Below are 13921 nucleotides of genomic sequence, written 5' to 3'. Positions count from 1 at the left end.
AATGCTTATTTTCTTGTTCATGATCTTAAACTTTTGGATAATGATGAACGAATTTTGTCAGTTCCCGCAAATTCTCTTCACTGACTTCCGGGAAAACGCCATGACCGAGATTGAAAATATAGCCCGGTCGATTACTTAGTTGGTCTAATAAAGTTTTTGCGCGTTCCTTAAGAATCGGCAGCGGGGCAAGCAGCAGCGAAGGATCAAGATTTCCTTGAATCGCCTTTGAGATTTGCAGCCTGTCCAGATCGTCTGCAGAGGTACGCCAATCGATGGATAGTACATCAACAGGGAGCTTATTCCATTCATTTAGAAGATGGCCTGCTCCCGCAGCAAAATACAGGCTTACCGCTCCGGTTTTTTTCAGTTCAGTAAAGATTTTTGCCATTGTTGGCGCAATGTAGATTTGATAATCTTTTTCGCCTAGCGCGCCTACCCAGGAATCAAAAATTTGCACGGCCTGAGCGCCTGCCCGGATTTGCGCCTGTAAATAGTTCAGCGTCATATCCGCCAAGTCGTCCATGAGTGCCGCCCAGTCTTCCGGATGGGTATACATAAATGCCTTTGTCTTATGATAATTCTTGGACGGTCCGCCTTCAATCAGATAACTGGCTAAAGTAAATGGCGCACCGGCAAAACCGATTAACGGAACATTCAACTGCTGATGCAGCAACTCAACTGTATCCAAAACAAAAGGAAGATCGCGAGCAGGATCCAGTTGCTTCCATTGAGCAAAGTCAGCTCCGGATCGGATCGGTTGATTTAATACAGGTCCAACACCCTCAACAATTTCAACCTCTATTCCTCTTGCCTTTAGCGGCGTCATGATATCGGCAAAGAGGATGGCTGCGTCAACTCCGAGTTTCTCAACCGGAAGCCGGGTAACCTGTGCACATAGTTCCGGATGGTGGCTGATCTCAAAAAAAGAATAACGTTCGCGAATGGCTCTATATTCAGCCTGATAGCGACCTGCCTGTCTCATGAACCATACGGGTGTGTAAGGGACAGCCTCTTTTCGGCACGCTTTCAGAAATACATCATTAAACAATTAACTCATCCTTTTCAAAGTAACCTATGGAAACATTTTATCATGAAAACAATTGTCTTTCTGATTTAACGGACTTCCCATATTCTTTCAGGGGGATTCCACCCTAATAGTTTACGTGAAAAATTTCTTTATTTCATCTCTGAATACGTTTTTTCAACAAAATAATGATGCTTACAGGTTTTTTTGCTCTATATTTATTCTGGCTTATTATCGTTTGCAGAGTCTGGCACATAATTTGACTGAAAATCTGTATAATTCACCTCGGTAACCATGCCTGCGTTTGCGTGATGCAGATCGTGGCAGTGGAACATCCAATTGCCTGGATTATCGGCCTTGAAAGCGACTTCGTATGTTTCGCCCGGTTTCACATTCAGTGTATCTTTGTAGATTGGAGAACCGCTGACCAGTTTGCCATTCTTGCTTAACACCTGGAAAAAGTGACCATGCAGATGCATTGGATGATTATTCATATGATCACGATTGACCAGCTTGACCTTTACGCGATCACCTGTTTTAACCTTGATCGGATCTGTATTCGGGAAACTCTTCCCATTAATTGTATAGATCATCCCATTACTATTCATTCCAGCATTGAGATTCATGGTATAAGTGACGTCGTATTTTTGATTCAAGGTAAACTGTGGTTTTGCTTTAGCCCCGTAATCAGTAAAATCAATCGCTGGTAATTGTGTACTTGCATTAGGCTGACCGCTTGTAGCTTTGCTGCCTTCATAGTTAATTAAAGCCTTCATCTCGTTAGTACCTTTTGCTGTTCCATGATCTTCGATATACCATTTTCCTGGATTGTCAGCAGTGAAGGAAACATCATAGCGTTCACCTGGCGCGATGGAAATCACCCGATTTTTAACGGTCTGCGGATTATTAATAGGTTGACCATCAGTCGCGATCACTTTAATGTTGTGACCATGAATATGAATGTTGTGGGGGAGATAGCCGGCATTGATGAAACGCAGCCGAACCTTATCCCCCTTTTTGACATTCAGAGGTTTGACCAATTTGCCGCTTTTTCCATTAATGGTATACAAGTCATACATGCTCATATTGTCGACCATCATATTCCCAGGCATGTTCATACCACCATCATGGTTATTTGATGAGTTTTCAGTTGAACTACCATGGCCCATGCCGTCCATGTTCATACCGTCCATACCGGAGTCTCCGCTTTTCTTTTTACTTGTCCCCGGAGTCATTGCCTTGATTTGCCCATTAATCTGATTTTTATCTGTCACCCATTCATCCAGCATCAAGGTGTAATCTTTGTCGTATTTTTCTTTGGAGTCTTCAACAATGAATGCCCCATATAACCCTCGGTCCACCTGATTCACTGAATCTTGGTGCGAGTGATACCAGTAAGTGCCTGCTTTATCAGCAACGAATTCATAAGTAAAGCTCTTTCCCGGTGCCACGGCGTCCTGTGTTACGCCCGGAATTCCGTCCATTTTATTTGGAACCGGATAACCGTGCCAGTGAATTGAAATAGGTGCAGGCAACTCATTCTTTAAAGTGACGTGAATCTTATCGCCTTTTTGCACACGTATTTCCGGTCCTGGTGCGGAACCATTAAACGTCCAAACCGGGACAATAACACCGTTGCTCAATTTTTGTGTGCCCTTTTGGGCAACAAGCGTAATATTCGGACTTCTTAATATTTTGGGTGCTTGTGAAGCAGCTGATTCATTGCCATTCATATTGGTCTTTTTTTGATTGTTGTCCGCTGTTGTTGCGGAACAAGCAGTGATCATGAGTAAAGTAAAAGCTGCAAGTGCGACGAAAAGAAATCTTTTCATAGAGCACACTCCTCCATTCGATTGAAATTAGTGTAAAAGAAAAATGTGAAGAAACTGTGAAGAAATAACAATCTAACGAAAACTACACAATTCGAGATTAGTCTATAAATACAGGAGATAATGAGTGGACAGAACAGAAGACCATACGAATTTTCGTATATAGAGTTATTGAGCGAAAACAGCAAAAAAATAAAGTTTACTGTAAGATAAGAAAAGGTGATCATGATGAAAAAATTGCAAATTCTAATCGTAGATGATGACTGGAAAATGCGCAATTTGCTACGTATCTATTTCTCAAAAGAAGGCTTTGATACAGTTGAGGCAGCAGATGGCAATGAAGCGTTGCTGAAGATTAAAAATTACTCTTTCGATTTGATCATTCTTGACGTGATGATGCCTGAAATGGATGGATGGCAGGTCTGCCGATCGATACGAGAAGTGAAATCGGTCCCAATTCTGATGTTGACTGCTTTAGGTGAGACAAAAGAAAAAGTCCAGGGACTTGAACTTGGCGCGGACGATTACTTAACCAAACCATTTGATCCTGCCGAACTGGTTGCCCGTGTTCATGCACTAATCCGTCGATCTACAGTTACAGCCGGCCAGTTGGATAAAAATAAACTGATTTTTCCGGAACTGATTATCGACAGAGACGGCAGGCAGGTCATGATTCAGGATCGGCCACTTGAACTTACCCAAAAGGAGTTCGATCTGTTTGACACGCTCGCAATGAATAACGGACGTGTTCTATCTAGAGAGCAACTGATTGAAAAGATATGGGGCTTTGACTTTGAGGGCGACGCACGAGTGGTCGACATACATGTGAAAAATATCAGAGAAAAGCTGAAAAAGGCTGGGTTGCACTATTCACCAATTCAGACGGCATGGGGGATTGGCTATAAATTCAATTCTGAGGATGGAAAGTCATGACAATGAATCGAATCGGGCTGAAACTGGGTGTCGCCATCATGGTGCTGATCATCGTAATCCTGCTTTCGCTTGGGCTAGCTGTCGACCGTTTATTCACAACCTTTTATGATGCGCAAATGAAAGAAGATACTCACGAAATCGCTGCTCATTTTACCACTATGGCTGCATCCGGGGAGGATTCATCCCAATCGATGATCCGAACTTTTGCCGAGTTTTCAAATGTAAAGGTCTATTGGTTATATGCTGATGGAAGAGTTCTGACCCTTGAAGGCAAGAAAGAGCAGCCAAGTCCTTCATTTGTAAGAAAGTCAGAAAATCGGCGGTTGCTTTCCGGTCATGCCATTGAATTCCGATTTCAAGACGGTCAGCATAATCGGTATTATGTCGTCGGAAAACCGGTAAAGCGTGACAAAAGCACTCGGTCCGCGATTTACATTGCTTCTTCAATGAAACAAATAGATAACTCTTTGTATCGTTTGCGTGGCTTGCTGATCCTGTCTGGATTAGGCGCTTTTCTGCTCGCTTTAGGCATGATCTTGATCATGAGCAAGTTGCTGTCCCGTCCGCTACTTCAAATGCAGCATATGACTGGGAAAATGGCAAAAGGAGACTGGGACGCGCGGCTTAAGATCGGGGGCCGTGATGAGATCGGTATGCTTGGACGTTCCATAAATGATCTGGCGGCCAGCCTTCAACGCTATCGAGATACGAGACAAGCTTTTTTCTCAAATATTTCACATGAACTGCGAACGCCGGTGACTTACCTTCAGGGCTATACTAAAGTTTTGGCAGACGGAATGGTTCAATCCGACAAAGAAAAAGAACAGTACTTATCGATCATTTATCAAGAATCCGTACGTCTCGAACGTCTAATTAACGATCTGTTCGACCTTTCAAAGATGGAGGAGGGGCAGATAAAGCTCACTATGGAATCACTGGATCTGAAAGGACCCATGAAAGCGGCACTTCAGAAAGTGAAACTGAAGGCGGAAAACAAGCATTTGAGTCTTCAAGTAGATGTCCATGAACACGTCCCATGTATTCATGGAGACCGTCAACGCATGGAACAGGTGCTGCTCAATTTACTGGAAAATGCGATTCGATTTACAGAGAACGGGACGATTCTTGTTCAATTGAAGAAACAAAATAATGCTGGGGTTGTCATTGTGGCGGACACCGGAATTGGCATTCCCAATGAGGAACTTCCTTTCATTTTTGAACGGTTTTATCGTGTTGAAAAATCGCGGGCGCGCAAATACGGCGGGACCGGCTTAGGTTTGTCCATCGTTAAAAAGTATGTCGAAATACAAGGCGGAACGGTTCATGTTGAGAGTACAGCAGGCGTTGGAACTACTTTTACATTGACATTTCCCTTTGAAGAAAAGCATGAGAAGGGCGGGATGATTTCATGAAAAAATTGGACTGGATTTTTTCACTATTTTTGATAATCATGGGACTAACCTGCCTGTTCTTCTCTGCTAATGCTTTTGGGCATGAGAGTTTTCTCTCTTTTGGAAGGGCATTTTTTCAAGTATGCATGTGGATGGCCTGCCCGGTGATGCTTCTTGCTATTCTTTATTTGTGGTTTTATCTCGGAAAAAAAAGTAAATGAGCTTCAAGCTTTTATGATTTTCATAACTAATTTTAATCTACATGGTTTCCACACAGATTCCACACAATTCTTGTCTACAATCCTTAGTAAAGGAAGAGAGGAGGAACAAACCTATGGATTTAAGTTGGCTAGCGCTGCTCGCCTGTCCGCTTATGATGCTTCCAATGATGTTATTGATGATGAAAGGCGGGCATTCGCAAAAGGATCGCTCGGATCACCAAAAAGTTTCGAATGAACTAAGCGCATTGAAGGAACAGAATGATCTCCTACGCGAAGAACTTCAGCAGCTTAAAAGTAAATAGGACAAAGATAAGGAGGAATGATTCATGAATTGCTGCGGAAACCATGATCATAACAATCAGATAAATAAGAATCATAATCACGAAAATGAAAACCATAATGCCCATGGAAAACATCAGCCCAACCATAATTTTATGATGGCTGTATGTCTTATTATCCCAATAGCCGTGATTGTCGGTCTGTTCTTCACAGGCGGATTTTCAGGATCAAACAGCTTGCTCATACTTGCTGCCGTACTCATTTGCCCGTTAATGCATCTACTCATGATGCCGGCTATGATGAAAAAGGGTAATGGACGTCATCATTGATCTGCAAAAAAGTAAAGATTCTAATGACTGCTTTTTATAGAGACGAAAACTCGATTGGGTTTTTCGTCTCTATTTCATAAGTATTTCACTATTAATACACATAAAAAAACAGCAAGAGATGAGAACCGATTCATCCAAATATAACCACAAATTTTGAAACATCATTGTTATCCTAATGTGTCGAAAATTGTCATATAAGATTGATATGATGTTAACAAATCTGCGGGGGTCTTTCACCTTAATACTCAAAAAAAGAGAAGATGCATAAAAGGGGAAAGATAATAGTGAATAAAAGGTATTTACGTTCAGCAATGGTTTTTGGCATGGCAGTCTTACTGACGACAGGTTACACGGAAAACTACGCTAATGCTGCGTTGGTTAAACAAGCAGGGGTCAAACGCGATCAGAATTCATCCTCTGTAAAACAGTTGTCAAAGAATAATAGCCGGCAGGATGTCACCATTAAAAAAATTAAAGCATCTGGAAGGCAGATTGAAAAAATACAGAAACGTGCAGCTGAAAGACAATCGGCAATTACAAACAGCCAAATCAAATCAGAACTAATGAAGGATCGGATTAAAAGGCTCAGGGCACAGATCAAGGTTAGAGATGGATTATTAAAAAAACGTATTCGTTCTATATACATAAATGGCGGGACAATCAATTATCTTGATGTTCTTCTGGGTGCGGAGAGCTTCAGAAACTTTCTGGATCGATTGTTTGCTTTGAAAACGATCACTGAGACGGATAATAAAATTTTGACTGCTCAGGAAAATGATAAGAAAGAACAAGTCACTAAAGAAAAGGCACTTCAGGACGAACTGAAGCTGATGAAGCGCAATCTGGCAGATTTGAAAAATTTGGAATCGGATCTTCTTAAGGAAAAGAAGAACCAGCAAAGTGAATTAACGCTGCTCAGAAAAGAAGCGTCGAAAATTAAAGAACAGATCATGGGTGAAAAGGAAGAGAGGGAAGTGGCACTAGATCAAAAGCGTGCACTAAAGAGTAATGCAGCGTCACCGGAATATAAAAAGCTGTCTTTCAGCAAGTCAATAGTTATTAATCCGGCTCAAGGGTATATTTCATCTGGATTTGGTTACCGCTCATTTGACAATAGCTTCCATCCAGGAATTGATATAGCGAACAATGAGGGAACGCCGGTCATGGCAGCAGCTGACGGAGTGGTGTTCAGAGCGTATCGATCCTCAAGTTATGGAAATACGGTGATGGTGTCCCATCAAATTGAAGGAAAATTATATACGTCTGTCTATGCTCATCTGAACGCTTACAATGTATCTGCCGGCGAACGCGTGACTCAAGGACAAGAGATTGGCGGGATGGGGAATACGGGCGAATCATTCGGCTCTCACTTGCACTTTGAACTCTATGAAGGTCCATGGACTCCGGCGCCTCATAAAGGCGCGGTGAATCCGGGAAACTTTATTCGATAATGACGTGATCCCGTACAGTGATGATGAACATGAAAAAAATTTATAAATAAAAAGGTGAACATCTCAGATATTAATCTGAAGTGTTCACCTTTTTTAGAGCGTACTTATATTTGATTGGAATACTCAAACATCATTCTTTTGCTTGGTTTAATAATTGAATCAAATCGCTTCGATTGACGCGTGCGCAATAGGCCGGTGTGCCATTCTGAAAACGAAATCCTTCATGCAAGGGACCTGCATCATAGACATCAAAACCAATAGATTCAATTAGTTCGGTGACGATTTTCTTTGCCGTGGCATCATCACCGGCAATGGGAAGCGTCCTGCGTTCTGGATCTCCTTTTGGCTTTGCTGTAGTTTTGATGTCTGCTGCATAGATTGAATTAAACGCTTTAACAACATGAGCGTTCGGAAAGTGCTCAGCCGTGAGTTCGCTCGTTGTCGTCGATCCATTATCTAGAGCGGCAATCTGTCCGTCCCGCTGAGGGTAATAGTTCATCGTATCGATGATGGTCTTTCCATCTAGATCAAAGTCGGGAAGTTGAGAAAGTGCGTACAATGGCACGGTCACGACCACAATGTCGCCTTCACGTGCCGCCTGTTCTGCAGTAGCTGCTTCGGCCTGTGGTCCCAGCTTCTTTACAAGTTCAGTCAGTGTTTCAGGTCCGCGTGAATTTGACATTACAACGGAATAGCCTGCTTGAATGGCGCTTGCCGCAACAACTTGTCCGATATTTCCACTGCCGATAAATCCAATTTTCATGGTCAATGACTCTCTCCCTTCTTTATTCAGCTTCAGTGTAGCATTCACTATTGTTCACGTCTAACAACATGACTTGATGGTTTGGATCGTCACTTTAAATTTTTTTCATATACCCCACTTGAGTAGTTATTGCTGAGTTCTTACCCCCATAGTAGTATATAGCTATTAAATGAGAAGGGGGTGCAAGGGTGAACGATATTATCTTTAAGCTGACTCAGGTTGGATTTTCCTCTTACGAAGCGAAGGCGTATTATGCTCTATTACAGAAGCACCCAGCAATTGGTTATGAGGTGAGTAAAATTGCTAAAATTCCAACGGCAAAAATATATGAAACCTTAACAAGCCTGAAAAATAAGGGGATGGTTATTTCCAGCGCTTCAGAACCTGTATATTATTATCCCAAAGATCCTAAAGCCCTTTTAAGTTCAATAAAAAATGAATTTATAACAACGGTTGACGATTTAGAAGGGCAGTTAACTCAGGTTCAGCCGATACCGAACATCGACATAACATGGAACTTGTCAGGCTATGAGATAGTGATCGATAAGATGATCGATGTGATGAAAAATGTTTCCGAACTGCTTCTCCTTTCCCTATGGCCAGAGGAAGCTGCCCTATTAGAAGAGCACGTGATTACGGCAAAAAATCGAGGAATTAGAGTTATTGGTGGAGTATTTGGAGACTGTGACTTAGTTGACTGCGGAATGATAAATCTTAAATCCTGTGGCTTAACTTCAAAAAAACGTCTCGGAAAGAGACTAACCGTTGTAGCGGGTGATACAACGGAAGTCGTGATCAGCGAAATAAATGGAAATAAAGAGACAACCGGAATATGGACCAATGCGCCAAGCGTTGTTCTTACAGCCAAAGAGTATATGAAACACGATATTTGGGGCAAAGTCCTAGTGGATGCCTTAGGTTATGAAAAATTTAGAAGTTTGTGTGAGAGCAATGAAATGTTAGCCTATCTCATCCAAAATCGTTAGGCGTACAAAGGTTTATAACCAAATGAGAAAGAAGGTGGAATCAGAGATGAATTATTTATATGACCTAAAAAATAGTAAGATCGGTATCGTCGGATGCGGCCATTTAGGACAAGCGATTACGGAATCGCTAATTAATCACGGCTTTTCTAAGCATAACATTTTTATTTCATACAGAGGAAATCCAGCAACATATAAACACCTTGAAAAACTTGGACTTGCCAGCTGTATTTCAGAGAATGAGCAAATATTTACTGAGGTAGACCTTATTTTTATTACCGTCAGACCGCAGGATGTTATTCACTTGAAGAATATACCAGTATCAAAAAATATACGAATTATCTCTTGTGTGGCTGGATTAACGACCCAAATGTTAAAAAAGATCTTCAATAGAGAAACTTTTAGAATGATGGTTAGCGGTCCGGATACCCTTGTTTCAGAAAAAGGAGTTGCTGCAATCTATCCTTATAATCGTTTTGTTAGCAATCTTATAAGTCAAATGAGTTTGACACTATTTAAACTTTCGAATGAAAATGATCTAAACATGTTTACAGCAGGTGTTTGCCTGCCGGCGGCATTATTGCAAGAAGACAATGACAAAAATATACATGACGCTGTAAATGAACTGGAAAAGGACTACGCGTGGTTTTTAGAACTTTATACGTGGTCAAAAGGAGTTATACCCGTTTTGGCTACAGAAAGAGAAAGAGAAAAAAATGAATATATAGCGAAAATGGTCACAGAAGGCGGCGTTACAGAAGCAATTATTAATAGCCTAAAGGATGGCGAGTTATTTATCACAGCATTAAGAAGAGGAATGAATCGGAGTCAGGAAATATCTAAGGAGATTGGCCACTTGATCAATCTCACTATGTAGCTTTCTGCAAATTAATCAATCAATAGAAACTTAGGGAAGTTCATTAACTTTAAAAAATGAAAAAGAGGCGATCTAAAGTGGATACACTTGCAAATGTGTCTGTTGTAAAAAAAGCGAATGTATATTTTGATGGGAAAGTAACCAGTCGAACAGTGATCTCTGCAAATGAAGAAAGGATAACTCTGGGAGTGATGATGCCTGGACGCTATGAATTTGAAACTGCAGACAAAGAACACATGGAACTGTTAGCCGGAAAACTTGAAGTGCTGCTTCCTAAAAGCGAAGCGTGGATGACTATTGAAGAAGGGGAAACCTTTGATATACCCGCTCACACCAAATTTCAAATTACTGCAGTAGAGCTATCCGATTATTGCTGTTCCTATATCAAGTGAGTTATTCTTTGTTGAAGAGCAAGCAGGAGTATTTTCCAAATTCAGGGGCACCTTCAACGATAGAAGATTTTGTAGTCTCGTTTCTAGTAAGAAATGATATTATTAAATGAACGATAATAAAAGGTGATGAATACATGACGTCTCAACGCACGGTTGGTATCCTATTGTTCAATGAAGTAGAAGTTTTGGACTTTGCAGGACCATTTGAAGTTTTTTCTCTCACAACGTTGACTGACTCTAAAAGCAAACCGTTTGTTGTCAAGACCATTTCTGAAAATGGTGAAATAATTAAAGCGCGAAATGGTTTAATGGTTAAACCGGATTATAGCTTTGAATCACATCCGTCATTAGACATCGTTATTATTCCAGGCGGTTATGGTGCTGAAGAAATTGAAATTAATAACCCTAATGTCATTCAGTGGATAAAAAAGCAAAGTTCAAAAGCAGAATTTATGACTTCTGTTTGTACGGGAGCATTTCTTCTAGCCGAGGCAGGGATTCTCGATGGAAAACGTGCAACAACCCATTGGATGGATTTAGATCGATTAGAGCAACAATTTCCTTCAGTCTCGGTTCAACGTAATGTCAAATTTGTTGATGAAGGCTCCGTCATCACTTCTGGCGGAATATCAGCAGGCATTAACATGTCCTTTCATTTGATCTCTCGACTCTACAGTAATGATGTTTCAAAGCAAACGGCTAAGCGAATGGAATATGATATAGAATTATGATCTGAAATTTAGTTCACGACTTAGTAACGCGTTGATCAACTTTTAATAATTAATCCTCACACTGAGACAAATAAGGACTGGCAGTATAAATTGCCAGTCCTTATTTGTTAGTGGAATAATTTGTAATAAGATTTATGAATGGATCTTGTATTAAATTAACTATTGACCTTGTCCAATGCAAAAGAGGCGACTTCTGTTGCGTGAATGTAGGTTGTATCAAATACCGGAACCTGGCAATCCTGCTGTTTGATTAGCAGCGGAATCTCGGTGCATCCGAGAACGATACCTTCCGCCCCTTTAGAGAGGAGTTTATCAATGATCTGTAAATACTTTTCTTTTGAGGCCTGTGAATAGTTACCCTGACAGAGTTCCCCAAAAATAACATCATGAATCACCGTACGATCATCCTCTTCCGGAATGATTGTTGAAATACCGTACTTCATCAACCGGTCTTTATAAAAGTCTTGCTCCATGGTAAATTTTGTCCCCAGCAAGCCGACTTTCGTTAATCCTTGTTTCTGGATCGATTTTGCCGTTGCATCGGCAATGTGAATCAGCGGAATGGAAACGGCATCTTGTACTTCCGGTGCCATCTTATGCATCGTATTTGTGCAAATGACAAGAACATCCGCACCTGCTTTTTCAAGGGTGACAGCTGCTTGAATCATAACCTCAGTTGCTTTTCTCCATTCTCCTGCTCTTTGAAGCGCTGCAATCTCTTCAAAATCGAATGAGTGCATTATGCATTTTGCCGAATGCAAGCCACCCAGTTCTTCTTGTACCCTTGTGTTAATGTAGCGGTAGTATTCTGCCGTTGACTCCCAGCTTAATCCACCGATCAGACCGATTGTTTTCATTAAGAAAACCTCCTCTTGATTTTTATAAATCGTAGCATGGTATACTGGTCTATAACAGGTACAGTAATTGAAAACTTTTATAGTACCAGTTTTTGAATCGGGTGATGGGAATGCTGTATATCAATCTCAATCGAAAAAGTACGACATCACTGACTCAGCAAATCTATGAGCAGATTCGTGGAGACATCTTGAATCGGGAGTTAAAAGAAGGGGAGCGTCTGGATTCTTCTAGAGGCCTTTCTTCTACAATTGGTGTCTCACGAAATGTTGTATTGGAAGCCTATGATCGACTGATTGCTGAGGGCTACGTAGAGGTCAGACCCAGATCAGGCACATTTGTCGCCAAAGGATCTTCTTTACCGCTGCACGAAAACAACGTACATCGTGATCAAAGGATGTTTCGGACAGATTCTGAGCCAAAGCTCATTGATTTTCGGGGTGGTAATCCGGCGATTGACCAGTTTCCAAGGAAAAAATGGGGTCAGCTGACCAAGGAAGTTTGCGGAGAAGCGCCAGACCGTATTTTTGGCTATGGGGAGCCGGGCGGAATTGAAGAACTCAGAATCACACTAGCCAAGTATCTTCAAAGGGTAAGAGGCGTTCATTGTGATCCGGAGCAGATCATGATTACACAAGGCGCTACTCAGGCGTTGCGCCTTATAACGGAATTGCTGATCAAAGATGGGATTAGTATCGCTGTCGAAGATCCTGTAACAGATGAAATGCGCAATATTTTTATTAATGCAGGAGCCGATCTTTTTCCCGTACCCGTTGATGAAAATGGAATATTGCCGGAACACCTTCCTAAGGGGAAAAAACTTGGTTTTGTATTTGTCATTCCATCGCATCAGTTCCCGATGGGAGGCATTTTATCGATTCAAAGAAGAGTACAGCTTATCGAATATGCGAGAAAAATGAATAACTACATTGTTGAGGATGACTATGATAGTGAATTTACCTACGAAGGTGCACCGGTTCCCTCGATCCAAGGGCTTGATCCGGAGCGGGTGATCTATGTTGGCACGTTCAGTAAAATTCTGTCTCCGGCGCTCAGGGTAGGCTACGCGGTGCTTCCAGCTCATCTGGTTGAAGCGTTCCGTAATTTAAAGTGGTTCCACGACCGTCATACCGCTTCGATTGATCAGTTAGTCCTATCCCGATTTATCGAAGAAGGCTATCTGGATCGCCATGTTCGCAAAATGAAAAAGATCTATAGGAAAAAAAGAGAAATACTCGAGAAGTGTGTTTTGTCTTCTTTTAAAGAGGCTAAGACTATCGGAAAGGCAGCAGGGATGCACCTTGTTGTTGACATTCCAGGTGCTACCTTTACGGACGACATCGTTAACAAAATCAAGGAGAAGGGTGTACACATTTATCCTGTCGAGCAGTATGCCCTGAAAAAAGGCATGCACAAGCAGCAAATCATTATGGGTTATGGCGGTCTGACCAAGGAAGAGATAATAGAAGGGGTAGAAGAGCTAAAAAGGTGTTTGGACATGAACAAATACCGTCAGTGATGCTTAAAAAAATCTACTCCTATTCGTTCAAGCGATACAGCACCATAGGGTTGAGTCCATGACCCCTTCCTTACCATGGAAGTGCTCATACAATTACTGATGTTCAATAGGGAGGACCATCTAATGTCACGGGGACTTATTCATCATATTGAAATTAATGTTTCTAAACTAGAAGCATCCATAAACTTCTGGGGATGGTTTTTAGAAGAATTAGGGTACCGTCCTTTTCAAGAGTGGAATCAGGGCAAGAGCTGGAGGAGGCCACTGAAAAACTCATGTTTTTTTTGGTAGGTCGAGACTATTGACACAAAAAAGGTCGCTGATCGTCTGTATTTTGACGATCG

14 protein-coding genes and 1 pseudogene are annotated in these 13921 nt (G+C 41.5%); 11 read left to right on the top strand and 4 right to left on the bottom strand.

Annotation, left to right across the window (positions count from 1 at the left end; translation table 11 throughout):
• Window positions 1–25: 25 nt before the first annotated feature.
• Together hemE and P343_RS29565 are read right to left on the bottom strand one after the other, a co-directional pair.
• Entirely contained in the window at window positions 26–1048 is a 1023-nt protein-coding gene (gene hemE, locus P343_RS29570) for a uroporphyrinogen decarboxylase (protein WP_023510465.1), read from the bottom strand.
• A gap of 194 nt (window positions 1049–1242) precedes the next feature.
• Entirely contained in the window at window positions 1243–2856 is a 1614-nt protein-coding gene (locus P343_RS29565) for a multicopper oxidase family protein (protein ID WP_023510464.1), read from the bottom strand.
• Between the two features lie 225 nt (window positions 2857–3081).
• Here P343_RS29565 and P343_RS29560 point away from each other — a divergent pair, with 225 nt between their 5' ends.
• The 5 genes from P343_RS29560 to P343_RS36415 all read left to right on the top strand — a co-directional run bounded on the left by P343_RS29560 (window position 3082) and on the right by P343_RS36415 (window position 7457).
• Window positions 3082–3786 carry a response regulator transcription factor gene (locus P343_RS29560; protein WP_023510463.1) on the top strand — a complete coding sequence of 235 codons (705 nt, stop codon included), beginning with the start codon at window positions 3082–3084 and terminating at the stop codon, window positions 3784–3786.
• The gene (locus P343_RS29555; RefSeq protein ID WP_023510462.1) at window positions 3783–5198 is read left to right on the top strand and encodes a sensor histidine kinase; all 1416 of its coding nucleotides are present in this window, start codon (window positions 3783–3785) and stop codon (window positions 5196–5198) included. Before P343_RS29560 ends, P343_RS29555 begins: the two co-directional genes overlap by 4 nt.
• A 313-nt stretch (window positions 5199–5511) precedes the next feature.
• Window positions 5512–5700: a hypothetical protein gene (locus P343_RS29545; protein WP_023510460.1), complete on the top strand. Its 189-nt coding sequence runs from the start codon at window positions 5512–5514 to the stop codon at window positions 5698–5700.
• A gap of 24 nt (window positions 5701–5724) precedes the next feature.
• Window positions 5725–6006 (top strand): hypothetical protein, encoded by a 282-nt coding sequence (locus P343_RS29540; RefSeq protein ID WP_023510459.1) that lies wholly within the window; start codon window positions 5725–5727, stop codon window positions 6004–6006.
• A 284-nt stretch (window positions 6007–6290) separates the two neighbouring features.
• Window positions 6291–7457 (top strand): murein hydrolase activator EnvC family protein, encoded by a 1167-nt coding sequence (locus tag P343_RS36415; RefSeq protein ID WP_023510458.1) that lies wholly within the window; start codon window positions 6291–6293, stop codon window positions 7455–7457.
• A 130-nt stretch (window positions 7458–7587) separates the two neighbouring features.
• Here P343_RS36415 and P343_RS29530 read toward each other — a convergent pair whose 3' ends face one another.
• Window positions 7588–8268, bottom strand: coding sequence for an NADPH-dependent F420 reductase (locus P343_RS29530; RefSeq protein WP_269077909.1), 681 nt, complete (start codon window positions 8266–8268; stop codon window positions 7588–7590).
• 140 nt (window positions 8269–8408) lie between these two features.
• Here P343_RS29530 and P343_RS29525 point away from each other — a divergent pair, with 140 nt between their 5' ends.
• The 4 genes from P343_RS29525 (at window position 8409) to P343_RS29510 (ending at window position 11203) form a co-directional block, all read left to right on the top strand.
• Window positions 8409–9206, top strand: coding sequence for a TrmB family transcriptional regulator (locus P343_RS29525; protein ID WP_023510456.1), 798 nt, complete (start codon window positions 8409–8411; stop codon window positions 9204–9206).
• Window positions 9207–9252: 46 nt separating this feature from the next.
• Window positions 9253–10080, top strand: a complete 828-nt coding sequence (locus P343_RS29520; protein ID WP_023510455.1) for a pyrroline-5-carboxylate reductase family protein — start codon at window positions 9253–9255, stop codon at window positions 10078–10080.
• 77 nt (window positions 10081–10157) lie between these two features.
• Window positions 10158–10472 (top strand): pyrimidine/purine nucleoside phosphorylase, encoded by a 315-nt coding sequence (gene ppnP, locus P343_RS29515; RefSeq protein ID WP_023510454.1) that lies wholly within the window; start codon window positions 10158–10160, stop codon window positions 10470–10472.
• A 134-nt stretch (window positions 10473–10606) separates the two neighbouring features.
• Window positions 10607–11203, top strand: coding sequence for a DJ-1/PfpI family protein (locus P343_RS29510; RefSeq protein WP_023510453.1), 597 nt, complete (start codon window positions 10607–10609; stop codon window positions 11201–11203).
• 155 nt (window positions 11204–11358) lie between these two features.
• Here the strand turns inward: P343_RS29510 and P343_RS29505 are convergent, their stop codons facing one another.
• Window positions 11359–12060 (bottom strand): aspartate/glutamate racemase family protein, encoded by a 702-nt coding sequence (locus P343_RS29505; protein WP_023510452.1) that lies wholly within the window; start codon window positions 12058–12060, stop codon window positions 11359–11361.
• A 110-nt stretch (window positions 12061–12170) separates the two neighbouring features.
• On the opposite strand from P343_RS29505, the gene pdxR reads away from it, so the two are divergent.
• Complete coding sequence (gene pdxR / locus P343_RS29500) at window positions 12171–13577, top strand: MocR-like pyridoxine biosynthesis transcription factor PdxR (RefSeq protein WP_023510451.1); 1407 nt, start codon at window positions 12171–12173, stop codon at window positions 13575–13577.
• 123 nt (window positions 13578–13700) lie between these two features.
• Window positions 13701–13835: pseudogene (locus P343_RS37880) on the top strand (VOC family protein); the annotation flags it as partial.
• Window positions 13836–13921: the final 86 nt, after the last annotated feature.

The organism is Sporolactobacillus laevolacticus DSM 442 (assembly GCF_000497245.1).
GTDB lineage: Bacteria > Bacillota > Bacilli > Bacillales > Sporolactobacillaceae > Sporolactobacillus > Sporolactobacillus laevolacticus.
The sequence above is the reverse complement of the archived record's forward strand: the minus strand, read 5'-3'. Positions and strand labels throughout refer to the sequence as shown.